This window comes from Streptomyces sp. WZ-12, from assembly GCF_028898845.1.
Lineage (GTDB): Bacteria > Actinomycetota > Actinomycetes > Streptomycetales > Streptomycetaceae > Streptomyces.
Genome location: NZ_CP118574.1, coordinates 5,918,816 through 5,941,007, shown reverse-complemented (window position 1 = coordinate 5,941,007; position 22,192 = coordinate 5,918,816). Strand labels below are relative to the sequence as shown.

The 22,192-nt window shown below is 72.8% G+C and carries 20 protein-coding genes and 1 tRNA gene; 3 read left to right on the top strand and 18 right to left on the bottom strand.

The window, feature by feature from the left end; translation table 11 throughout:
• Positions 1 to 3: 3 nt before the first annotated feature.
• Positions 4 to 783 carry an MmyB family transcriptional regulator gene (locus PV796_RS25645; protein ID WP_274919243.1) on the top strand — a complete coding sequence of 260 codons (780 nt, stop codon included), beginning with the start codon at positions 4 to 6 and terminating at the stop codon, positions 781 to 783.
• A 22-nt stretch (positions 784 to 805) separates the two neighbouring features.
• On the opposite strand, the gene PV796_RS25640 is transcribed toward PV796_RS25645, so the two are convergent.
• The 7 genes from PV796_RS25640 to PV796_RS25610 all read right to left on the bottom strand — a co-directional run bounded on the left by PV796_RS25640 (position 806) and on the right by PV796_RS25610 (position 5,376).
• Positions 806 to 878, bottom strand: a tRNA-Ala gene (locus PV796_RS25640).
• Positions 879 to 992: 114 nt separating this feature from the next.
• A complete protein-coding gene (locus PV796_RS25635; protein WP_274919242.1) occupies positions 993 to 1,646 on the bottom strand; it encodes a histidine phosphatase family protein in 654 nt (217 codons plus the stop codon).
• Positions 1,643 to 2,077, bottom strand: coding sequence for a ribosome silencing factor (rsfS, locus tag PV796_RS25630; protein WP_274915739.1), 435 nt, complete (start codon positions 2,075 to 2,077; stop codon positions 1,643 to 1,645). The genes PV796_RS25635 and rsfS overlap by 4 nt, the downstream gene beginning before the upstream one ends.
• A gap of 221 nt (positions 2,078 to 2,298) precedes the next feature.
• Positions 2,299 to 4,164, bottom strand: coding sequence for an LCP family protein (locus PV796_RS25625; protein WP_274915738.1), 1,866 nt, complete (start codon positions 4,162 to 4,164; stop codon positions 2,299 to 2,301).
• A gap of 24 nt (positions 4,165 to 4,188) precedes the next feature.
• A complete protein-coding gene (nadD, locus tag PV796_RS25620) occupies positions 4,189 to 4,800 on the bottom strand; it encodes a nicotinate-nucleotide adenylyltransferase (protein ID WP_274915737.1) in 612 nt (203 codons plus the stop codon).
• 52 nt (positions 4,801 to 4,852) lie between these two features.
• Positions 4,853 to 5,014, bottom strand: a complete 162-nt coding sequence (locus tag PV796_RS25615) for a hypothetical protein (protein WP_274915736.1) — start codon at positions 5,012 to 5,014, stop codon at positions 4,853 to 4,855.
• A 209-nt stretch (positions 5,015 to 5,223) separates the two neighbouring features.
• The gene (locus tag PV796_RS25610) at positions 5,224 to 5,376 is read right to left on the bottom strand and encodes a hypothetical protein (RefSeq protein ID WP_274915735.1); all 153 of its coding nucleotides are present in this window, start codon (positions 5,374 to 5,376) and stop codon (positions 5,224 to 5,226) included.
• A 130-nt stretch (positions 5,377 to 5,506) separates the two neighbouring features.
• Here PV796_RS25610 and PV796_RS25605 point away from each other — a divergent pair, with 130 nt between their 5' ends.
• Complete coding sequence (locus PV796_RS25605; protein WP_274915734.1) at positions 5,507 to 6,601, top strand: M48 family metallopeptidase; 1,095 nt, start codon at positions 5,507 to 5,509, stop codon at positions 6,599 to 6,601.
• Here PV796_RS25605 and PV796_RS25600 read toward each other — a convergent pair.
• The 5 genes from PV796_RS25600 to proB all read right to left on the bottom strand — a co-directional run bounded on the left by PV796_RS25600 (position 6,564) and on the right by proB (position 11,735).
• Positions 6,564 to 7,688, bottom strand: a complete 1,125-nt coding sequence (locus PV796_RS25600; RefSeq protein ID WP_274915733.1) for an SCO2583 family membrane protein — start codon at positions 7,686 to 7,688, stop codon at positions 6,564 to 6,566. The two genes, PV796_RS25605 and PV796_RS25600, sit on opposite strands and share 38 nt — an antisense overlap.
• Before the next feature lie 59 nt (positions 7,689 to 7,747).
• A complete protein-coding gene (locus tag PV796_RS25595) occupies positions 7,748 to 8,365 on the bottom strand; it encodes an SCO2584 family spore wall biosynthesis protein (protein WP_274915732.1) in 618 nt (205 codons plus the stop codon).
• Positions 8,366 to 8,451: 86 nt separating this feature from the next.
• On the bottom strand, positions 8,452 to 9,720 hold the full coding sequence (locus tag PV796_RS25590) for a glutamate-5-semialdehyde dehydrogenase (protein WP_274915731.1): 1,269 nt from the start codon (positions 9,718 to 9,720) through the stop codon (positions 8,452 to 8,454).
• 172 nt (positions 9,721 to 9,892) lie between these two features.
• Positions 9,893 to 10,399 (bottom strand): hypothetical protein, encoded by a 507-nt coding sequence (locus tag PV796_RS25585; RefSeq protein WP_274915730.1) that lies wholly within the window; start codon positions 10,397 to 10,399, stop codon positions 9,893 to 9,895.
• 238 nt (positions 10,400 to 10,637) lie between these two features.
• Entirely contained in the window at positions 10,638 to 11,735 is a 1,098-nt protein-coding gene (proB, locus tag PV796_RS25580) for a glutamate 5-kinase (RefSeq protein WP_274919240.1), read from the bottom strand.
• Positions 11,736 to 12,199: 464 nt separating this feature from the next.
• On the opposite strand from proB, the gene PV796_RS25575 reads away from it, so the two are divergent.
• A complete protein-coding gene (locus tag PV796_RS25575; RefSeq protein WP_274915729.1) occupies positions 12,200 to 14,287 on the top strand; it encodes a hypothetical protein in 2,088 nt (695 codons plus the stop codon).
• Between the two features lie 127 nt (positions 14,288 to 14,414).
• On the opposite strand, the gene obgE is transcribed toward PV796_RS25575, so the two are convergent.
• The 6 genes from obgE to PV796_RS25545 form a co-directional block, all read right to left on the bottom strand.
• The gene (obgE, locus tag PV796_RS25570; RefSeq protein WP_274915728.1) at positions 14,415 to 15,851 is read right to left on the bottom strand and encodes a GTPase ObgE; all 1,437 of its coding nucleotides are present in this window, start codon (positions 15,849 to 15,851) and stop codon (positions 14,415 to 14,417) included.
• Positions 15,852 to 16,040: 189 nt separating this feature from the next.
• A complete protein-coding gene (rpmA, locus tag PV796_RS25565; protein WP_274915727.1) occupies positions 16,041 to 16,295 on the bottom strand; it encodes a 50S ribosomal protein L27 in 255 nt (84 codons plus the stop codon).
• A 14-nt stretch (positions 16,296 to 16,309) separates the two neighbouring features.
• Positions 16,310 to 16,630: a 50S ribosomal protein L21 gene (gene rplU, locus PV796_RS25560; RefSeq protein WP_018538042.1), complete on the bottom strand. Its 321-nt coding sequence runs from the start codon at positions 16,628 to 16,630 to the stop codon at positions 16,310 to 16,312.
• Between the two features lie 245 nt (positions 16,631 to 16,875).
• On the bottom strand, positions 16,876 to 20,298 hold the full coding sequence (locus tag PV796_RS25555) for an Rne/Rng family ribonuclease (RefSeq protein WP_274915726.1): 3,423 nt from the start codon (positions 20,296 to 20,298) through the stop codon (positions 16,876 to 16,878).
• A 214-nt stretch (positions 20,299 to 20,512) separates the two neighbouring features.
• On the bottom strand, positions 20,513 to 21,334 hold the full coding sequence (locus PV796_RS25550) for a TIGR03936 family radical SAM-associated protein (protein ID WP_274915725.1): 822 nt from the start codon (positions 21,332 to 21,334) through the stop codon (positions 20,513 to 20,515).
• A 258-nt stretch (positions 21,335 to 21,592) separates the two neighbouring features.
• Complete coding sequence (locus PV796_RS25545; RefSeq protein WP_274915724.1) at positions 21,593 to 22,126, bottom strand: GNAT family N-acetyltransferase; 534 nt, start codon at positions 22,124 to 22,126, stop codon at positions 21,593 to 21,595.
• Between the last annotated feature and the right edge of the window lie 66 nt (positions 22,127 to 22,192).

The window sequence follows — 22,192 nt, the reverse complement described above, 5'->3', positions numbered from 1 at the left end:
GCCCTGCCCGCGGATGTCTACAACACCCGCTACGACGTCCTCAACGCCCGTTACGACGTCCTCGCCGCCAACTCCGCGTACCAGGGCGTCTTCCCGGCCGTCGCGCTCGCCCGCGGCCCGGCGCGCAACGCCCTGTGGCAGTTGTTCACGACGCCCCCGTGCTGCTCGGCGGTCCGCAACCGCGACGAGGAGTTCCCGGCGCTGGTGGCCCAACTCCGCGGCGCCTACGGGCGGCACGTCGGCGAGCCCGCCTGGGAGGCCCTGATGTCCCGCCTGTCCGGGGCCAGTACGGAATTCGCGCGCCTGTGGGCGACCGGCGACGTCGCCCCGCACGGCCGGCGCGTGAAGGTGGTCCAGCACGCCTCGGTCGGCGAGATACGGCTGGTCTCCTCGTCCCTGGCGGTCAACGGCGCCCCCGAGACTCGGATCGTGGTCTACACCCCGGCCGACGGGGAGAGCCGACGGCTGACGGCGGTGCTGCGCACGGTCCACTACCCGCTCCTCGGCTGCCCCGACCATCTGCGGCCCGCCTCCGAGATCCGCGCGGGCCTGGAACGGACGTGGGAGCGCGGCGCCAACGCCCCGGAGGAGCCGCCCCGAGGCGCGGTGAGGCACCCCACAGCCCCTGAGCCAACTGCCCCTGTCTCCCTCCCCCCTGCCCGACGGCGCCGCCGGGCAGGGGGCGGAGCGCCCGTCACGCTGCCGCCCCTCCGGGAGCCCGGAGGAAGCGCACGGGGAACGCACGGGACCGCGCGACAACGCAGAAGATCCCGTCTCCGATGAGGAGACGGGATCTTTCGGGTTGTGGAGCTAAGGAGAATTGAACTCCTGACCTCCTGCATGCCATGCAGGCGCTCTACCAACTGAGCTATAGCCCCGGGTCTTGTTCCGTTCCCCCGGGGTTTCCCCCGGCGGCGCCGCGAACAAGAAGAACTCTAGCCTGCGACCTGCCCAGATGTGAAATCCGGTCCGGTCGCCCCCGCACCGGGGACTCAGTCGTCGTCGCCGAGCACCGGCTCCGGCAGGGTGCCGGCGTTGTGCTCCAGCAGCCGCCAGCCGCGGGCGCCCTCGCCCAGGACGGACCAGCAGCAGTTCGACAGCCCGCCCAGCCCCTCCCAGTGGTGGGACTCCAGGCCGAGCAGCCGCCCGATGGTGGTGCGGATGGTGCCGCCGTGGCTGACGACGACGAGGGTGCCCTCGTCGGGCAGCTTGTCGGCGTGCCGCAGGACGATCGGGGCGGCCCGGTCGGCGACCTCGGTCTCCAGTTCGCCGCCACCGCGGCGCACCGGCTCACCGCGCTTCCACGCGGTGTACTCCGCGCCGAACTGAGCCAGGATCTCGTCGTGCGTCAGGCCCTGCCAGGCGCCCGCGTAGGTCTCCCGGAGCCCGGCGTCGTAGGTGACGTCCAGCCGCGTCAGGGCGGCCAGCTCACCCGCCGTCGCCATGGCGCGGCTCAGGTCGGACGCGATGATGGCGTCCGGCCGGAGGGCGGCCAGCAGCCGGGCGGCACGGCGGGCCTGGGCGACGCCGGTGTCGGTCAGTTCGATGTCGGTCGAGCCCTGGAAGCGGCGCTCCAGGTTCCAGGCCGTCTGGCCGTGACGCCACAGGACGAGGCGGCGGCCCCGGCCGCCCTTGGTGCCGTTCAGCGCAGCTCTCCGTCCTCTTCACCAGCGGTGGTCTTGGCGTGCTCCGCCGCCTTGCCGCGGGTGGCCTTGGCCTCCTCCGGGAGGTCGATCTCCGGGCAGTCCTTCCACAGGCGCTCCAGGGCGTAGAACACCCGCTCCTCGCTGTGCTGGACGTGGACGACGATGTCGACGTAGTCGAGCAGCACCCAGCGGGCCTCGCGGTCGCCCTCGCGGCGGACCGGCTTGGTGCCGAGGTCCTTGTTGAGGCGTTCCTCGATCTCGTCGACGATCGCCTTGACCTGGCGGTCGCTGGGCGCGGAGGCCAGCAGGAAGGCGTCGGTGATCGAGAGGACGTCGCTGACGTCGTACGCGATGATGTCGTGCGCGAGCTTGTCGGCGGCCGCCAGGGCGGCGGCGTTGATGAGCTCGATGGAGCGGTCCGTGGCGGTCACAAGCGGCTTTCCGGGTCGAGGGGCCCGCCCCTCCGGCGGAACGCAGGACGTGCCGGCGGAGCATGCCGCACCGGCGGTCCTGGGCGGCCGGATCGGCGGTCAGGTACCTCTTTAGGGTCTCACGGACCGCCGACACTCCCGGCGGGGATTTCCACCCCACCGGGAGCAGCCGGCATCCTGCCTGGTCAGCCCGGGCACCGCGGTCCGTGGCCGGCCCGATATCAGCCCTTGTAGTCCTGGCCCAGGACCACGGCGATGTCCGCGTTCTCGGGGACCTTGCCCTGCTGGACGGCGCCGGCCGGCAGGCCGAGGGTCTTGGCGACCTCGGTGGCCTTGGCCCGCTGCGAGGCGTCCCCGTACGTCACCTTGGACGCGGCCGCGGTGCTGCCGCTGCCGGCGTCGACGAAGGTGTAGCCGCCGTTGAGGAGCGCGACCTGGGCCTTGCCGGTGGTGGCCTTGTCACCGGTGGCGTTACTGACCGCGACCCGCGGTGTCACACCCGGTGAGGTCTTCTTGACCGTGCCGCCCAGGACGTCCTTGATCACGCCGGCCGCGGTGCCCTGGCTGATCGTCCCGTCGGCCTGCACCGGCAGCATCTCGGTGTCGTACTTGCCGGTCTTCGCCAGCTCCGCCCGCTGCGCCAGCGAGCTGCCCAACTGGGCCTCGGTGAGCGGCGGATCGAGGATCTGGAGCAGCGACTTGACGGTGGCGGTGGCGCCGTCCGCGTCGGAGGAGACCTTCTTGAGGGTGGCCTGCATGACCTGCCCGAACCGCTGCAACTGCTTGGTCTGCGAGTCCCCGGGCCCCTGGTAGGTGGCGTAGGCGACGGCCGCCTGCCCGTTGAGGAGCTGGCCGGCGCCCTGTTTGACGACCGGGGCATCGTCCTTCTTGCCACCGGGGACGGCGGCGTCGGTGTCGACGGTGATCCCGCCGACCGTCTCGACGAGGTTCTCCAGATACGGGGTGTCCAGCCGCCAACTGGCCTTGAGGTCGGCGCCGAGGAGAGTGCCCAGGGATTCCCGGGTCGTGTCGGTGCCGTCGTCCTTGACGGCCTTGCCGAGCGTCGTGGTGGTGCCGTCGTCCTTGGTGACGATGAGGCTGTTGGGCAGCAGGAGGGTCGTGCCCTTGTGGGTGGTCTCGTTGTCCACCAGGAGCGCGGTGGAGCTGTTCCCGCTCTTGGTGTCGCGCAGGTTCACCACGAGGACGTCCCGCTTCTGCCCGCCGGCCGCGGCGTCGGCGCCGCCGCCCGCGCCGGACAGCCCCGGCAGCTTGCCCGCCCACCAGAGATAGCCGACGCCGCCGGCCACCAGGAGGGCCAGCACGACGCAGAGCGCGATGAGCCGGCTGCGGCCGCGCCGCTTGGCCTCCTCGCGCCGCTCGGTGCGGCTCTCGGTGAACTTCAGCCAGTCGATGACGTCTTCGGAGTCCCCATCCGGGTCCTCGACGAACGCGAACTGCTCGGTGTGGTACTCCTCACCGGCGCCCGTGGGGCCCTTGGAGCCGGGGGGCTCCGGCGGCTCCTCCGGGGCGGCCGCCGGCGGCGCGCCGGGCCGCTCGTGGCCAGGGTGCGCGGGCTGGGACGGCTCATGCCCCTGGGGCCCGGCGGCCGGCTGCGGCTCCTGGTAGGAGAACTGCTCGTACGGCGACTGCTGGACCTGCTGCGGAATCCAGTCCGCGGCAGGGGGCGCACCCTGGTGCGGCGGGCCCTGCTGGGGCTGGGCGTACGGGTCGTACTGCTGGGGATAGCCGGTCTGTTGGCCCTGCTGGCTGCCGTAGCCGTCGTAGCCGTACTCCTGCTGTCCCGGGTAGGACTGCGGGGCCGGCGGCGCCTGGCCGGCCTGGGCCCCGTAGGGGTCGTAGGAGCCGTACGGGGCGGGGGTGCCGGGTGCGGCCGGCTGCTGCCCGTAGGGGTCGTAGGTCTGCTGCCCGTACGGCGCCTGCGCCTCGTACTGCTGTGGCGCCTCCGGGTGCACCGGCCGCCCGTACTGGTCGTAGGCGTAACCCTGGCCCGGTTGCCCGTGCTGCTGGGCGTACGGGTCCTGGGCATATGGGTCCTGCGGCCCGTACGGATCGTGTCGGTCGCTCACCGGTGCCCCTCTCCATCTGCCCCGTCAGCGGTCGTCGCGGTACAGCTGCTTTTTGTCGATGTAGCGCACCACACCGTCCGGTACGAGGTACCAGACCGGATCCCCCTGGGCGACGCGCGCCCGGCAGTCGGTCGAGGAAATGGCCATCGCGGGCACCTCGACCAGGGACACCGCCCCCTCGGGCAGCCCGGGGTCCGCGAGGACGTGGCCGGGCCGGGTCACCCCGATGAAGTGGGCGAGCGAGACCAGCTCCGCCGCGTCGTGCCAGGTGAGGATCTGGCTGAGCGCGTCGGCGCCGGTGATGAAGAAGAGGTCCGCGTCCTCGTGCTCCGACCGTAGATCACGCAGCGTGTCTATCGTGTACGTCTTGCCGCCGCGGTCGATGTCGATGCGACTGACGGAGAACTGCGGGTTGGACGCGGTCGCGATGACCGTCATCAGATAGCGGTCCTCGGCCGGGGTCACCCTCTTGTGACTCTTCTGCCACGGGTGCCCCGTGGGCACAAAGACGACCTCATCGAGGTGGAACTGGCTGGCCACCTCGCTGGCGGCGACCAGGTGTCCGTGATGGATCGGGTCGAACGTCCCGCCCATCACGCCGAGCCGCCGCTTCACGGGCCCTGTGTGCTCTCCCATGCGTGCAGACCCTACTTGGCGGGACGCGGTGCCGGGGTCTGGGTGTACGGGCTTAACGGTCGCGGTTGAAGCGCGTGGTGATCCAGAGCAGGAGAAGCAGGATGAAAAGGGCGCTGCCGCCGGTGAGGAAGGGACTCAGGCTCTCGTGCTGGCCCCCGTGCCCGGCATCTTCGGCGAGGGAGACCAGGGACTGTGCGGTGGAGTGCAGGCTCATCGTTGGCTGGACCAATCCGGGCGGGTGTCGGACAGAGGCTTCCGCCACATCGTAAGCGCCACGTCACCGGGGGCTCACGCCGACTCCGCCCGAAGGCTCCCCGCCCCGTTCACCGACGGGCGTCGGCCGTGCCCGAAGTCGGGCCCCGCGGGCGGCAGTCTGGGTGGATCGGCCCCGGTCGGTCGGCCCCGTTGGCCGGCCGGTTCCGGTCAGTCCTGGTTGCCGTAGCCGCGCAGCAGGAACCAGGCGAGCAGGCCCGCCCCCACCACGCCCACGACGATCACGGTGCGCAGGAGCCAGCCGGGGCCACCGCCCCGGGAGGTCTCCTCGGCGGCGGCGAGAAGCAGGCTCGGATGCGGCATGGCGGTGGCTCCCTTTTGTGCGGGCCTGAGTGGGCAGTGGTGCGCTCGTCAGCGTACGCCCGGGCATCCATTCCGCTGTCAGTGGCGTCCTCTAGGCTGAATCACACGCAGTCGAACAGGGGAGGCCCCAATGACGGAGAGCCCAGACGGCGGCGCGAAGGTCCCGAGCAGGAACCGCAGGCGGTTCCCCGGCATCTCGTCGCGGTCCTACGAGCACCCGGCGGACCGCTCGGCGCTGGTCGCGCTGCGCAAGCTGAGCGGGTTCGACACCGTCTTCAAGACGCTGAGCGGGCTGCTGCCCGAGCGCAGCCTGCGGCTGCTCTTCCTGTCGGACTCGGTCCGCGTCAGCGACCAGCAGTTCGCGCACCTCAACGCGATGCTGCGGGACGCCTGCTACATCCTGGACCTGGAGAAGGTCCCCCCGATGTACGTCAATCAGGACCCGCAGCCCAACGCCATGTGCATCGGCCTGGACGAGCCGATCATCGTGGTGACGACCGGTCTGGTCGAGCTGCTGGACGAGGAGGAGATGCGGGCCGTCATCGGCCACGAGGTGGGCCACGCCCTCTCCGGGCACGCGGTGTACCGCACGATCCTGCTGTTCCTGACCAACCTCGCCACCAAGGTCGCCTGGATCCCGCTCGGCAATGTCGCGGTGATGGCGATCGTGACGGCGCTGCGCGAGTGGTTCCGCAAGTCGGAGCTGTCGGCCGACCGGGCCGGCCTGCTGGTCGGGCAGGACCTCCAGGCGTCGATGCGCGGCCTGATGAAGCTGGCCGGCGGCAACCACCTGCACGAGATGAACGTCGACGCGTTCCTCAAGCAGGCCGAGGAGTACGAGTCCGGCGGCGACCTGCGGGACTCCGTGCTGAAGATCCTCAACCTCCTGCCACGCAGCCATCCGTTCACCACGGTCCGCGCCGCCGAGCTGAAGAAGTGGGCCGAGAGCCGCGACTACCAGCGCATCATGGACGGCCACTACCCGCGCCGCGAGGAGGACAAGGACACCTCGGTCTCCGACTCCTTCAAGGACTCCGCGGCGCACTACGCCGAGTCGGTGCGCACCAGCAAGGACCCGCTGATGGGCCTGGTGCGCGATCTGGCCGGCGGCGCCGGTGACTTGGGCGGCAAGCTGCGCGACACGGTCTTCGGCACCCGCCCCAACGGCACCGGTGACCAGGGCGGCGCTAGTGGATCGGATGACTCGGGTCCGGCTGGGAAGTAGCCGAAAGCTCGCCGCAGAGCGAGGCGTTGGCCCGGCCCCGGGCGTAGGGGTCGGTGCCTGCGGGCCGGTCGGTGCCGGCGTGCTGGCCGGCGAGCAGCGGGCGCAGCGCATCGGCCGGCTGTGAGGAGCAGGACAGCGGCCCGGCCTGGAGGTCGCTCTGCGCGACGGCCAGCCGGTGGTCGGCGAGGTCGTCCCGGTTGATCCGGAAGTGCAGTTCGCGGCGCACGGTGACGAGCGAGGCGGCGCCCGGCGTCGACCGGCCGGTGTGCTGCCCGGCGCCGTCCGCGGGGGCGCCGGGGGCCGGCTGCACGGCGTAGACGAAGGTGTAGTCGGCGGCGATGTCGAGGGTGTCCGCGCTCAACTCCGTGGCGCTCAGCGTGCCGTTGACGCGGACGTTGTGGTCGGCGAGCCGGACCAGCTTGGGGTCGAAGCGCACCAGCCAACCGGTGGCCGCGTCCTGGCCGTTGTCGTCGGGGTGCGCCACGCTCCGGTCGAACTGGTCGAGTTGGCCGGTGTCCAGCAGCAGCCGGACGGGGCGCACCGAGCCGCCGGTGAGGGTGGCCGGGTCCACCGACGAGCGCACGAGGTACTCCTTGGCGATGGTCAGCGCGGTCACGATCTGGTCGCCGGAGAAGTGCGTACTGCGCTGCACGGTGGGGAGGTTGATGCCGGCGGCGCCGATCCGGTAGTCGGCCGCCGGGCTGTGCGCGAAGAGGTCCGCCGGGGTCGCGCCCGGTACGGTGCCGGGCGGCGCCAGCGGCACCACCGCGGACCGCAGCGGCTGCGCGCGGGCCGGTTCGGGCGCCTTGTAGGGGTGCCGGACGCCCATGTAAACGGCCGCGCCGAAGGCCAGCACGATCAGCAGCACCAGCAGGACCGCCTGTCGGGACCCGCCCGGCCGCAGCCATGTGTGGCGGGTCTTCACCGCCGGTGCGTGGTGCTCGCCCAAGCGCTCGTCGGCGGAGAATTCCTGCAATCGCGCCGCGCGTACGAACCGCTCGTCGAAGACCACGGATCGGTACTCGTCCTCACCGCCTCCCGGGGCGCCGTCGGGCATCCCCTCGGGAGGGTCACCAGGCCCGGTCATACAACAAGGGTAGGTCTGACGGGGCCGAGGTAAACGCGGGGAGGCGGTACAACTTCGGGTCAGCGCGACCCGGAGCCCGCCGAGAACGACGGACGCGGCGGTTCCGCGGAGCCGACCGTGGGTACTCCGGGGCGCGGCGAGGTGAGCGGGTCCGCGCCGGCCTTCGGGGAGGCGCCGGTGGACGGGGGGTCGACGCCGGTGGAACTGGCCGGCGGGGCGGGGCTCTGGCCGCGCCCGGAGGCGCCCCGGTAGACGGCGCTGAAGGCCAGCGCCACCAGCCCGACGCCCATCACCACGGCCAGCACCCAGGCCATGGGGCGGTGCCAGCGGGCGGTGCCGCGGTAGGGGCGCAGCGCGCCGCCGTACGGACCGTAGGGGCCCTCCGGGGCGTGCTCGTCGGGATCGTCGGGCCGGGCGCCTGGCCCGTCGCGGTCGTAGTCGTCGTCCGGGCCCAGGCCCGCGCCCAGGCGGGCGGCCGCCTCGGCCTCCGCGCGCGCCTCGGCGGCGGCCAGCATCCGCTCGACCGCCGAGGGCTCATGGATCGTCGCGGCCCGTACGAATTCCTCGTCGAAGACCACGGATGCGAACTCCCCGTCCGCTCGTCCGTGGCTCCCGTGGTGGTGCTCGTCGGGCTCTTCGCCGTCCGGGAACGGCATGCCCCCCACGTCGTCCGGCACCCGTCCAGGGTAGCCCCGGCCGGACTTTTTGGGCAGGGAGGAGAGGGGGCGGATAGGGGCGGAACGGGGCCGTCCGCCCGGGGGTCTCAGCGGGTGTGGCCGTCGCCCGTGACGATGTACTTGGTGGAGGTCAGCTCGGGCAGGCCCATGGGGCCGCGGGCGTGCAGCTTCTGGGTGGAGATGCCGATCTCGGCGCCGAAGCCGAACTGGCCGCCGTCGGTGAACCGCGTCGAGGCGTTGACCGCGACGGTGGTGGAATCCACCAACTGGGTGAAGCGGCGGGCGGCGGCCTGGGAGCCGGTGACGATGGCCTCGGTGTGGCCGGAGGTCCAGCGCCGGATGTGGGCGACCGCGGCGTCCAGGTCGGGCACGACGGCGGCGGCGATGTCGTAGGAGAGGTACTCGGTGGCCCAGTCCTCGTCGGTAGCGGGGGCGACCAGGCCGGGGCCGGCCTGCTGCCAGGCGGCGTCGCCGTGCACCACCACGCCGGCCTGGGTCAGCGCCTCCAGGGCGCGCGGCAGGAACTTCTGCGCGATGCCGGCGTGCACCAGCACGGTCTCGGCGGCGTTGCAGACGCTGGGACGCTGCGCCTTGGAGTTGACCAGGATGTCGATGGCCATGTCGAGGTCGGCGGCCTCGTCGACGTAGACGTGGCAGTTGCCGGTGCCGGTCTCGATGACCGGGACGGTGGACTCCTCGACGACGGTGCGGATCAGGGCGGCGCCGCCGCGCGGGATCAGCACGTCGACCAGGCCGCGGGCGCGCATCAACTCACGCACCGAGTCGCGGCTCTCCCCCGGCACCAACTGGACGGCGTCGGCCGGCAGTCCGGCGCTCTGCACGGCGCCGCGCAGGACATCCACCAGGGCGCTGTTGGAGGCGTAGGCGGAGGACGAGCCGCGCAGCAGCACGGCGTTGCCGGACTTCAGGCAGAGCGCGGCGGCGTCGACCGTGACGTTGGGGCGGGCCTCGTAGATGATGCCGATCACGCCGAGCGGGACCCGGACCTGGCGCAGGTCGAGGCCGTTGGGCAGGGTCGAGCCGCGGACCACCTCGCCGACCGGGTCGGGCAGCGCGACGACCTTGCGGACGTCGTCGGCGATGGCGGCGATCCGCTCGGGGGTGAGGGTGAGCCGGTCCACGATCGACTCGGAGGTGCCGGCGGCGCGGGCCTTGTCGATGTCCTCGGCGTTGGCCGCGACCAGGGTGTCGGTCTGCGCCACCAGGGCGTCGGCGATGGCGAGCAGCGCCCCGTCGCGGGCCGTGCGCGGCAGCGGGGCCAGGACGGCGGCCGCCTCCTTGGCGCGGCGGGCGGTGTCGAGGACGGGCGAGGACGGGGAAGCGCTGCTGGTCATGGCGGCAGCCTAACGCCGCGCCGGCCGGCGGCCGCGACGGATCCCACAGAGCGGGACGCCGGTCACACCGGCGCCGGGCCCTGTGGACGACGCCACGGACCGCGCGGTACCGCGACGGTTCGCGGGCCCGCCCCACGGACCACGGCCCCGGCCGCGCTCCGTCGGGCGGGCCCTAGTAGGGATGGACCCCCACCGGTGAGGCCGGCGGCGGCCCGTAGCCCTCCGCGACGCGCTGGTGGTAGGTCTCCCGGTCGATGACCTCCAGGCCGACGATCTCCCAGGGCGGCAGCTTGGCCGTCGAGCGGTGCTCGCCCCACAACCGGAGCGCGACCGCGGCCGCGTCGTGCAGGTCCCGGGCCTCTTCCCAATAGCGGATCTCGGCGTGGTCGTTGGCGTAGCGGCTGGTCAGCAGGAACGGATGGTCGTGCGCGAGCTGTTCCAGCGCCCGCCGGACCTCCTTCAGCGGGGCCTCGGCGCCGGAGACGCTGAGGGTGACGTGCCAGAGTCGGGACACCTCCCGGCGCTCCTCCTCCCGCGCCCGCGGCGCCGTCCGGTCCCGCTCCGCCCGCCGGTCGCCCTCCGGCCGGGCGGCGCCGCCGGCGCTCCCGGTGGACCCGACGCTGGTCAGTGTGCGCTCCGCCGTCCCTCGGGCCGGAGCCCCTGGGCGCCCTCGTGTCACCGGCGGCCTCCTGTGATGCGAATCGCTCCGCCCCCTTGAGGTGCGGAGCGCAACTGGTGCGGTCGTCCTTCGGCGTGAAGCGCTCGCGCGCTGCGGGCGCCGCTCCCCTACGGCGCCCCCGCAACAAAGTTGACCAGCCCGCGGCCGCTCGCGGGGCGGTTTTGCCGAAGGTCCCCAATGAAAGGCTGACGGAGGGTCGGTCCCGTACGGGCCGCGCCGCGGCCCCGTGGGCGGGGCGTCAGCGGTGGAGCAGCACCAGGTCGTCGCGGTGCACGACCTCCCGCTCATACGCCGGTCCGAGCTCGCGGGCCAGGTCCCTGGTCGAACGACCAATCAATCGGGGGATTTCCCGGGCGTCGAAGTTGACCAGTCCACGGGCGACGGCGTGGCCGTCGGCGTCCCGCAGCTCGACCGGGTCGCCGGCGGAGAACTCGCCCTCGACGCCGGAGATGCCGGCCGGCAGCAGCGAGGAGTTCCGCTCGACGACGGCCCGCACCGCCCCGTCGTCCAGGACGAGGGCGCCCTGCGGCGTCGAGGCGTGCGCCAACCACAGCAGCCGGTCGGCGGAGCGGCGGCCGGTGCGCAGGAAGTGGGTGCCGGTGTCGGCGCCGGCCAGGGCGTCGCCGGCGTGCACGGCGGAGGTGAGCACGACGGGGACGCCGGCCGCGGCCGCGATCCGGGCCGCCTCGACCTTGGTGACCATGCCGCCGGTCCCGACGCCGGACTTCCCGGCGCTCCCGATGGAGATGCCGGTCAGGTCCTCGGGCCCGGCGACCACGTCTATCCGGGACGCGCCGGGGGTGGCCGGGTCGCCGTCGTAGAGGCCGTCCACGTCGGAGAGGAGGACCAGCAGGTCGGCGCGGACGAGGTGGGCGACGAGGGCGGCCAGCCGGTCGTTGTCGCCGAAGCGGATCTCGTCGGTGGCGACGGTGTCGTTCTCGTTGACGATCGGCACCGCCCCCATGGCCAGCAGTTGGTCCAGGGTGCGGCAGGCGTTGCGGTAGTGGGCCCGCCGGCTGGTGTCGTCGGAGGTCAGCAGCACCTGGCCGACCCGGCGGCCGTAGCGGGCGAACGAGGCGGTGTAGCGGGCGACCAGCAGGCCCTGGCCGACGCTGGCGGCGGCCTGCTGCCGGGCCAGGTCGCGGGGGCGGCGGTCGAGCCCCAGAGGGGCGAGGCCGGCGGCGATGGCCCCGGAGGAGACCAGCACGATCTCCTTGTCCTGGTGCTTGGCCAGCACGTCCACCAGGGCGTCGACGCGGTCCGCGTCCAGGCCCCCGGCGGCCGTGGTCAGCGAGGAGGAGCCGACCTTCACCACGATCCGGCGGGCGTCGGCCACGTCCTGGCGGCCCGGGTCGCCGCCGGCCGGCGCCTCCGGGGCGCCACCGCCCTCGGCGAAGGCCCCGCGGGCCGCTCCTTCGTCGTGCCTTGCCCCTGCCACCTGCATACCCCTGTGCTCGCGGTCCCTGAAGACGTACGGAAGCCGTACAGCCGCAATCTACGGCAGCGGCCCCGGCGGACGCCTCGTCATATCGCCTGGCGGACGCCCCCGCGGACACCGGGAGCGCGCCGTAGGGGATATCTAAGTAAGTGAACTAAGACGGAAAATGCCACTCGTAGGTTGCGTTCGATTGGTCCGTTTCGCGGTGAAGAGCGCCACAGCAGATTGTCACCAAGGCCAACGAGGTCATACGGTCGGGTGTCCATCGGTCCCGTTTCGCCGCCTCGGCGGCGTCGCAGCGCGGGACCCGGTCGCCGTCCCCGGCCTCCCCCTCGAACTTTCTGCTGCCAGGAGCCCTCCCCGTGCCTTCCGCCGGAATCGCCCCCAGACGAGCCGTCCAGCTCGCGGCACTCTTCGCGATGATGTTCGCGTTCACCGCCCAGTTGCTCGGCGCGCTGCTGCCCGTCATTCCGCTGTTCATCGCAGCGTCCGTGGTCAACCTGGCTCTTGACCTGGTCCTCCAGCATCTGCAACCGGGCCTGCTCGCCCTCCTCGGCCGGATCCGGTTCGACGTGACGGTACGTCAACTGTTGCGGGACATGTTGATGCTGGTCGGCCTCCTGCACATCGACGGCATCAACCCCCTGGAGGAGCAGGCCCCCCTCACCATCACCCTGCTCGCCTTCTACGGCACCCACTTCGTGTGCCAGACCGTCGCCGTCCTGGTCCGCCGGTCCCGCAGCCTGCCGTTCGTCACCCGCAACATCGACGCCGGCGCGCTGGGCCTCACCGACGCCCCGCCGCGGCTGCTCTACCGCCAGACCGGCCGCCGCCTGCTGCGCTTCTCGGTGCCCACCACGGCCGGCCTGATGGTCACGGCCGTCACCGGCAACGTCCTGTGGGGCGGCCTCGGCCTCGCCGTCGCACTGCTGCTCTCCGCCGGCGGCACCCTCTACCTGAGCACCTGGCTGCTGCCCGGGAAGGGCGTCATCGACGAACAGCGCGCCCTGGCCTGGCTGGACGCCTGGCTGGCCGCCTACCGCCCCACGGTCGGCATGTACTTCTCCGGCGGCGCCACCTCCGCCTACCAGGCCAACATGTGGCTCGACACCCTGGCCGACCTGGACGGGAAGCCGATCATCGTGCTCCGCGAGCGGTTCATGGTGCAGAAGATCGAGGCCACCGACATCCCGATCGTCTGCATCCCCAAGGTCACCCACCTGATGCGCCTGGAGCACTCCACCCTCAAGGTGCTGCTGCACCCGGCGAACTCCGGCAAGACCTCGCAGATCCTGCGGATCCCCTCCATCAAGCACGCCTTCATCAACCACGGCGAGAGCGACAAGCTCTCCTCCTGCAACCCGTACGCCAAGGCGTACGACGAGGTGTGGGTGGCCGGTCCGGCGGCCCGGGACCGCTACCAGCTCGCCGACATCGGCGTCGAGGACAAGGACGTCGTCGAGGTCGGCCGCCCCCAACTGGCGCCGATCCGCCCCTACGAGGGCGCCCCCCTCGCCCGGTACACCACCGTCCTCTACGCCCCCACCTGGGAGGGCTGGGACGGTAATCCTGGCAACACCTCGGTGATCCTGGCCGGCGAGAACCTCGTCCGCGCCCTGCTCGCCGACCCCACGGTCCGGCTGCTCTACAAGCCGCACCCGATGACCGGCTCGGTGGAGCCGCGGGCCGGCGCCGCCGACGCCCGCATCCAGGCGCTGATCGCGGAGGCCAACGCCCGGCGCGGCGGCGCCCTGCCCGGCCCGGAGACCACCGCCGAACTGGCCCGCCGCACCGTCGAGTTGGACCGGCTGACCACCGCCGACTTCCGCAAGAACGCCGACGAGTTGGAGCGGATGCGGCTCCAGGGCACCCCCGAGGAGGGCCGCGCGGCCGCCGTCGAGGCCGCGGTCGCCGCCTGGGAGGGGGCGTACTGGGACTCCTTCCCGGAGTGGGAGCACCAGGTCATCACCACCGCGCGCCCCGGCATCTTCGCCTGCTTCAACCAGGCGGACCTGCTGATCAGCGACGTCTCCAGCGTGGTCTCGGACTACCTGACCAGCGAGAAGCCGTACGCCGTGGCCAACACCTCCGGGCTGGCCGAGGACGACTTCCGGGCGGCCTTCCCGACCGTGCGGGCGGCCACCATCCTCGCGCCCGACGCGTCCGGCGTGCCCGCGCTCCTCGACGCGGTGCGCACCCCGGAGCGGGACGGTCTGGCCGCGGCCCGCGCCGAGCTCAAGGAGTACCTGCTCGGCCCGTCCGACCCGCCCTCGTCGGTCCGCTTCGACCGGGCCGCGGTGGAGCTGTGCGGCAGGGCCGACGAGCGTCGGCGGCGGATGGAGAGCCGGCTCTCCGGCATCCCCGTCCAGCGCTCGCAGCAGGGCGTGACCGCCGCGGAGACGACCCGCAACGGCACCGGCGGCGCCCCGGACACGACCGCCACCGTCTAGCCGTCCGGCGGGCCGCTCGCGCGGGTCCCGTCAGAACGCCCGCAGGCCCGGGAGGAGCGCTCCTCCCGGGCCTGCGGTCATGGTGCGGGGCGTTCGTCGAGCGGCCGGGCCGCCGCGAACTCCGCAACTAGAACGGCGAGAAGCCGTCGTAGTCGCTCTGCGCCTCGTCGCGCTCCGCGTCGCGGTCGCGACGGCGCTGGGCGGCCGGGCGCGGGGCCTCGAAGCGGTGGTCCTCACCGCGCCGGCCCAGCATCTCCGCGCCGGCCGACATCGACGGCTCCCAGTCGAAGACCACCGCGTCGTCCTCGGAACCGATCGCCACGCCGTCCATGGCGCGGGCGCCCGCCTTGAGCAACGCGTCCTCGACACCGAGGCGGTTGAGCCGGTCGGCGAGGTAGCCGACGGCCTCGTCGTTGTTGAAGTCGGTCTGACGGACCCAGCGTTCGGGCTTCTCGCCGCGGACGCGGAAGAGGCGGTCGGCCTCCTTGGTGACCGTGAAGCCCGCGTCGTCGACCGCCTTGGGGCGGATCACGATCCGGGTGGCCTCCTGCTGCGGCTTGGCGGCGCGCGCCGCGGCGACGATCTCCGCCAGGGCGTAGGACAGCTCCTTCAGGCCCTGCCGGGCCACCGCGGAGACCTCGAAGACGCGGTAGCCGCGCGCCTCCAGGTCCGGGCGGATCATGTCGGCGAGGTCCTGGCCGTCCGGGATGTCGACCTTGTTGAGGACGACCACCCGCGGCCGGTCGCCGAGACCGCCGTACTGGGCCAGCTCCTCCTCGATGACGTCGAGGTCGGAGACCGGGTCGCGGTCCGACTCCAGGGTGGCGGTGTCCAGGACGTGGACGAGCACCTCACAGCGCTCGACGTGCCGCAGGAACTCCAGGCCCAGGCCCTTGCCCTGGCTGGCGCCGGGGATCAGGCCGGGGACGTCGGCGATGGTGTAGACCGTCGCACCGGCGGTCACCACGCCGAGGTTGGGCACCAGCGTCGTGAACGGGTAGTCGGCGATCTTCGGCTTGGCCGCCGAGAGCACCGAGATCAGCGAGGACTTGCCGGCGCTCGGGTAGCCGACCAGCGCGACGTCCGCGACGGTCTTGAGCTCCAGCACGATGTCCCGGGCCCCGCCGGGCTCGCCGAGCAGCGCGAAGCCGGGGGCCTTGCGACGGGCGGAGGCCAGCGCGGCGTTGCCGAGGCCGCCGCGGCCGCCCTGGCCGGCGACGAACTGGGTGCCCTGGCCCACCATGTCGGCCAGCACCTCGCCGTTCCCGTCCAGGACGACGGTGCCGTCGGGCACCGGCAGGATCAGGTCCTTGCCGTTCTTGCCCTCGCGGTTGTCGCCCGCGCCCGGCTGGCCGTTGGTGGCCTTGCGGTGCGGGTGGTGGTGGTAGTCCAGGAGCGTGGTGACGTCCTGGTCGACTACGAGGATCACGTCGCCGCCGCGGCCACCGTTGCCGCCGTCCGGACCGCCGAGCGGCTTGAACTTCTCCCGATGGACGGAGGCACAGCCGTGGCCTCCGTTACCCGCGGCGACGTGCAGCTCGACGCGGTCCACGAAGGTGGTCATGGTGGGGGTGCCTCCAGATCAGCGGGGTCTTCTACGTACTGAGCGGGTGTCCGTGCGACACCCGGCCCACCGCGCGCACGGCGGGCTGTCTTCCTCTTAACGCGCCAAGGGCGGACCGGTCTTCCCGCTTGACGCGAGAAGAGGCGGTCCGCCCCTGACAACGTGCTTCGACGTGCGTCCTGGCCCGAATTACTGGGCAGGGACGATGTTCACGACCTTGCGGCCGCGGAAGGTGCCGAACTGCACCGCACCGGGCTGCAGGGCGAACAGGGTGTCGTCGCCACCGCGACCGACGCCCGTGCCCGGGTGGAAGTGGGTGCCACGCTGGCGGACCAGGATCTCACCGGCGAGAACGGTCTGACCGCCGAAGCGCTTCACACCGAGCCGCTGAGCATTGGAATCGCGACCGTTCCGAGTGGACGATGCGCCCTTCTTGTGTGCCATGTCTCCTCAGTCCCTTACTTCGCCGGAGCGTCGATGCCGGTGATCTTCAGCGCCGTGTGGAGCTGGCGGTGGCCGATCCGCTTCTTGTAACCGGTCTTGTTCTTGTACTTCTGGATCCGGATCTTGTCGCCCTTGTGGTGGTCGACGACCTCGGCCTGGACCTTCACGCCCGCCAGGACCCACGGGTCGCTGGTGACCGCGTCGCCGTCGACGACCAGCAGCGTGGAGAGCTCGACGGTGTCGCCGACCTTGCTGGTGGAAATGCGGTCAACTTCGATGACGTCGCCAACAGCAACCTTCTGCTGGCGTCCGCCGGTGCGCACGATCGCGTACACGCGGAACTCTCTCTCGCTAGGTTTCGATCCTCTGATGCCAGCCGCCCTCACGGGCTCAGGGACGTCCCGTGGAATCCAACCTGTGGATGACAAGTGGACGAGCGGCCTCCCTCGGCGGAGCCGAGAGGTGTGTGCTCAGAAGTGGTGGTGTCCACAGACACCGACGGTCAAGGTTACGGGGCCTTGACCAGGGGGTCAAACCGGCCCCGGACCGCCTCTTCGACGGCCCGGGGCCGGGCGTTGCTCTAGTCCTCCGCGGAGGCGGACACCGACGCGGCCGAGGACTGCTCGGCGGCCGCGGTCTTCTTGGCCGCCGCCTTCTTCGTCGTGGTCTTCTTCGCGGTGGTCTTCTTGGTCGCGGCCTTCTTGGCGGTGGTCTTCTTCGCCGCCGTCTTCTTGGTCGCGGTCTTGGCCGTGGTCTTCTTCGCCGCGGTCTTCTTGGCCGTGGTCTTGGCGGTGGCCTTCTTGGCCGTCGCCTTCTTCGCCGTCGCCTTCGCGGTCTTCTTCGCCGCGGGCTCCGGCTCAGCGGCCTCGGCCGGCTGCTCCGGGGCCGTCTCGGGCTCCGGCTCGCTGGCCGGCGCGGTGATCACGATGGTCCCCGCGGCCTCACCGGCGGCCTCCGGCGAACCGGTCGGCGCGGACACCCGACGGGTGGCCCGACGACGCGGACGCGCCGGCGCGGGCTCCGGCTCGACAGCGGCCTCGACCACGGGCGCCTCGACGACCGGCTCCGGGGCCTTCTCGGGCTCCGGCTCGGCGGCCGGCACCACGATCGCGGCGGCCTCCTCGGTGGCCTTGGGGGTACCGGCCGGCGCGGACGCCTTCCGGCTCGCCCGACGGCGACCCCGGCCCCGACCTGCAGCGGCGGCCTCGGCCTCGGCGGGGCTGCCGAACCACTCGTCGGCACCGTCCACCGACGGCTGCAGTTGGGCCTCGGTCACCGCGACCGGCTCCAGCTCCGGAGCCTCCTCGACGGCCGACACCGGCACCTCGACCTCGACGGGCTGCTCCGGCTGGGCACCGTTCGCCCCGGCCTTGCCCTTCTTCTTGCGCTTGCCGCCACCGCCGGCCACCGTCGGCTGGTCCATGTGGACGATGACGCCGCGGCCGTTGCAGTGCACGCACTGCTCGGAGAACGACTCCAGCAGCCCCTGGCCGACCCGCTTGCGGGTCATCTGCACCAGGCCGAGCGAGGTGACCTCGGCCACCTGGTGCTTGGTCCGGTCCCGGCCCAGGCACTCCAGCAGCCGCCGCAGCACCAGGTCCCGGTTGGACTCCAGCACCATGTCGATGAAGTCGATGACGACGATGCCGCCCAGATCGCGCAGCCGCAGTTGGCGCACGATCTCCTCGGCCGCCTCCAGGTTGTTCCGGGTGACGGTCTCTTCGAGGTTGCCGCCCTGCCCGGTGAACTTCCCGGTGTTGACGTCGACCACGACCATGGCTTCGGTCTTGTCGATCACCAGCGAACCGCCGCTGGGCAGCCAGACCTTGCGGTCCAGCGCCTTCATGAGCTGCTCGTCGATCCGGTACGTCGCGAAGACGTCGACCTCGGACGTCCACCGCTGGAGCCGGTCGACGAGGTCCGGCGCGACGTGCGAGACGTAGCCGTGGATGGTCTCCCAGGCGCCGTCACCGCTGACGATGACCTTGGAGAAGTCCTCGTTGAAGATGTCGCGGACGACCCGGACGGTCATGTCCGGCTCGCCGTAGAGCAGGCTCGGCGAGCCGGTGGAGGCCGCCTTCGCCTTCTTCTGGATCTCTTCCCACTGCGCCTGCAGCCGCTCGACGTCCCGGCGCAGCTCGTCCTCGCTCGCGCCCTCCGCGGCGGTGCGCACGATGACGCCCGCGTCCTCGGGAACGATCTTCTTGAGGATCTGCTTCAGCCGGGCCCGCTCGGTGTCCGGGAGCTTGCGGCTGATGCCGGTCATCGAGCCCTCGGGCACGTAGACCAGGTAGCGGCCGGGCAGCGAGACCTGGCTGGTCAGCCGGGCGCCCTTGTGGCCGATCGGGTCCTTGGTGACCTGCACCAGCACCGACTGGCCGGACTTCAACGCGGTCTCGATGCGGCGCGGCCCGTTGGCCATGCCCAGCGCCTCGAAGTTGACCTCGCCGGCGTAGAGCACGGCGTTGCGGCCCTTGCCGATGTCGACGAAGGCGGCCTCCATCGACGGCAGGACGTTCTGCACCTTGCCCAGGTAGACGTTGCCGACGTAGCTGGTGGCCTGCTCCTTGTTGACGAAGTGCTCGACCAGCACGTTGTCCTCAAGGACGCCGATCTGGGTGCGCTCGCCGCTCTGCCGGACCACCATCACGCGCTCGACGGCCTCCCGGCGCGCCAGGAACTCCGCCTCGGTGATGATCGGCACCCGGCGACGGCCCTGCTCGCGGCCCTCGCGGCGACGCTGCTTCTTGGCCTCCAGGCGCGTCGAGCCCTTGATGGACTGCACCTCGTCGGCGCCGGTGCCCTCGTCCTTCTTGCGGGGCTCGCGGACCTTGACGACGGTGCGCTCGGGGTCGTCGGCGTGCGCGGGCTCGGCCTCGGCGCTGTCGCCACCGCGGCGGCGGCGACGCCGACGGCGACGGCTGCTGCTGGTGCTGACGGAGCCCTCGGCCTCCTCCTCGGCCTCGGCCGGCTCCTCGCCCTCGGCGATCTCGGCCTCCTCCTCGGCGGCACCGGCCTCCGCCGACTGCTCCTCGGCGCCCTCGGCCGCCTCGCCGCGACGACGGCGGCGGCCGCCCCGGCGACGCCGGCGCGAGGGACGCTCGCCCTCTTCGCCGACGTCCTCGGCGTGCTCCTCCTCGGCCTCAACGGCCTCGGTGGTCTCGGCGCTCTCCTCGGTCACCTTCTCCTCGACCTGCGCCGGGGCCACCTGCTCGGCCTCGGCCGGCTCACCACGGCGCCGACGACGGCGACGGTTGGCGGCGGGCGCCTCCTCCACCGGCTGCTCGGTCGCGGCGGCCTCCTGGCGGGCGGCGGCGTGCGCGACGGCGGCGCTCTCCGGCGTCTGGAACATCGGCTCGGAGGAGAAGACCGGCGCCTGGAAGACGGCCGTCGGCGGGCGCTGCGCCCGGCGGCGACCCCGGGCCGGTGCCTCCGCCTTCTCCTCGGCGCGGGGCGCCTCGGCGGCGGCCGGCTCCGCGGGCCGCTCGGTCCGACGACGCCGGCGCCGCGGGGCCTCGGCCTCAGCGGGCTCCTCGACGGCCGGCTGCGCGGCGGCCGGCGCGGCACTCTCCTCAACAGCGGCCTGCGGCGCACCGGCCGGCGCCGTGGCCTTACGCGTCGCCCGACGACGCGCACGCGCCGGACGCGCCTCCTCCTCGGCAACCACAACCGGCGCCTCGGCAACGGCCGGCGCCTCGGCGGGCTGCTCCGGGGTGGCCGCGGGCGCGCCGGCGGGGGCGGTCGCCTTGCGGGTCGCCCGGCGGCGCGGGCGGGCCGGCCGCTCCTCGGCGGCGGGCGCGGGGGTCTCCACGGCGGCGCTCGCCACCGGGGTCTCGGTGCTCACGACCGTGGTCTCGGCCGCGGTAGCGCTCGGCGGGCCGGCCGGGCGGGACGCCGCGCGGCGCCGGCGGCGCGGCGGCAGCGTGTCGCTGGGCGAGGTGTCGTTGTTGCCAGCACGGTCCGCGGACCGGGTGGATTCATTGGGCTCAATAGATTCGAGCATGCGGGCGGTTCTCCCGTCACGCTCCCGGGCGCCACGCCTGATTCCGGCCGCGGACCGCGTGATGAGCGCGGTACCACTGTCCGGGGCGCGGGCGCCGCACGGGAGCTGTCGTCTCGCTCGCCGGGCCCGGGGACCGGACCGGCGAAAGTCTCCTGGTCAGTGCGTCCGCCGAACCGGGGTGATTCCCTGGTCATCGGCGACGCGACGACGCGTCCTACGCAGTGCCGTCCCCGGAAGTCGCCGGGGCCCCGCTCTGCGCCTTCGCGGTACTCAGCCCGGCGGCCGTTGATGAAGCGGCCGTGGCAGCGTCGCGGTCGGGCGCCAACGGATCGGTTACCGAACCGGTCTCCTCATCGAGCAGCCCCTGCGCCAGCCTGGTCACCGCTGCGGGGACCGGCGGCGCCAGGTCGGCCGTAACCCGGAGGCCGGACAGGACGTCGTCGGGTCGAACGGCAGGTGTCAGATGCCGAACAACCAGCCGCAGTATCGCACAGGCACCGCCGCCGGGCCTATCGCCGGGCATCGGGGCCACTGCACACTCGGCCGGGCCGGCCTCAAGCCGCGCCACCGCGCCCCGGGCGTCGAAGGTCCGCATGCCGTTCTTGGTGCGGCGCTCGACCGGCACCTCCGCGGCGGCGAGGAACGCCTCGACGGCGCGCCCGGCCTCCTCGGGGGTGACCCCGTCGAGCCGGAGCTCCCACACCGACGCCTGGAGCCGGTCGGCGAGGCCGCTGGTGTGCGCCTCCACCGCGTCGGTCACGTCGAGGCCGGTCGGGAGGGAGGCGTCGAGCAGCGCCCGGACGGATTCCGGGTCGCGGTGTTCGGTGAGCTGGATCTCCAGGTACTCGGCCTCGCTGCCGGTACCGGTCGGTGCGGCGTTGGCGTACGACACCTTGGGGTGCGGGGTGAAGCCCGCCGAGTAGGCCATGGGGACCTCGGCGCGGCGCAGCGCCCGCTCGAAAGCGCGCTGGAAGTCGCGGTGGCTGGTGAACCGGAGGCGGCCGCGCTTGGTGTAGCGCAGTCGGATGCGCTGCACCGCCGGTGCGGGCGGCGGGCCTTCGGGCTGTCGCTTGCCCAGTGTTACTTCTCCTTGGTGTCAGGGCGCGGCTGGTGCCGCCCCGTCCGGATCGTCACCGCGTGAGCGGGGACACATCGTGCCCGGACGTCTTTACCTAGAGTACGTGCCGTGCCCCCGGTCGGTTCCCGGCGGGGCGCCCCGGCCGTGCCCGGCGGCCCCGTCCGCCCGGCGAAATCCATTCGGACGGGTGGGACGCCGGCGGCCCGGACTCCGCCCTCACGCGGAGATCCAGTACCGAAGCCTCTCCGCCCGGCGGTCCTCGAAAACCCCGCCGCACGCCTCGATCACCCGGCGCGAGCCGGCGTTGGTGTCGTCGCAGGTGACCAGCACCGGATCGAGGCCCAACTCGCGGTGGGCGTACGGCAGTACGGCGCGCAGCATCGCGGTGGCGTGGCCCCGGCGGCGGGCGGTGGGGCGCACCGCGTAGCCGATGTGGCCGCCGAGGTCCCGCAGGGACGGGGTGAGCCGGTGCCGGACGGTGATCCGCCCCAGGAAGGTGTCGCCGTCCACCCACCAGAGCGTGGAGAGGGGGACCGCGCCGTCCGCCCGCTCGTCCAGTGCGACCCCGCCGACCTCGCGGACGTAGGCGGCGAAGCCCTCGGCGGACGGCCAGCGGGTGTGCCAGGTCCGCAGTTCGCGGCCGAGGCCGGAGTCCGGGGAGCGGTGCACGCCCTCGGCGCGGAACTCCGCCATGGCGGCGCGGAAGGAGTCGTGGACGCGGACGGTGGGTGCGGTCAGTCGTGGGGTCATGGCCCTCATTCTGCGGGCGCGTGCCGGCGGCGGATACGCCTCCGGCCCGGCCCCGCACGGGGCGGG

Coding starts and splice junctions, on each gene's coding strand:
- PV796_RS25545 (WP_274915724.1), bottom strand. CDS start 22,126: ATGACCCCACGACTGACCGCACCCACCGTCCGCGTCCACGACTCCTTC.
- PV796_RS25610 (WP_274915735.1), bottom strand. CDS start 5,376: ATGCCGCATCCGAGCCTGCTTCTCGCCGCCGCCGAGGAGACCTCCCGG.
- PV796_RS25555 (WP_274915726.1), bottom strand. CDS start 20,298: ATGCTCGAATCTATTGAGCCCAATGAATCCACCCGGTCCGCGGACCGT.
- PV796_RS25600 (WP_274915733.1), bottom strand. CDS start 7,688: ATGACCGGGCCTGGTGACCCTCCCGAGGGGATGCCCGACGGCGCCCCG.
- rpmA (WP_274915727.1), bottom strand. CDS start 16,295: ATGGCACACAAGAAGGGCGCATCGTCCACTCGGAACGGTCGCGATTCC.
- obgE (WP_274915728.1), bottom strand. CDS start 15,851: ATGACCACCTTCGTGGACCGCGTCGAGCTGCACGTCGCCGCGGGTAAC.
- PV796_RS25605 (WP_274915734.1), top strand. CDS start 5,507: ATGACGGAGAGCCCAGACGGCGGCGCGAAGGTCCCGAGCAGGAACCGC.
- PV796_RS25590 (WP_274915731.1), bottom strand. CDS start 9,720: ATGACCAGCAGCGCTTCCCCGTCCTCGCCCGTCCTCGACACCGCCCGC.
- PV796_RS25615 (WP_274915736.1), bottom strand. CDS start 5,014: ATGAGCCTGCACTCCACCGCACAGTCCCTGGTCTCCCTCGCCGAAGAT.
- nadD (WP_274915737.1), bottom strand. CDS start 4,800: ATGGGAGAGCACACAGGGCCCGTGAAGCGGCGGCTCGGCGTGATGGGC.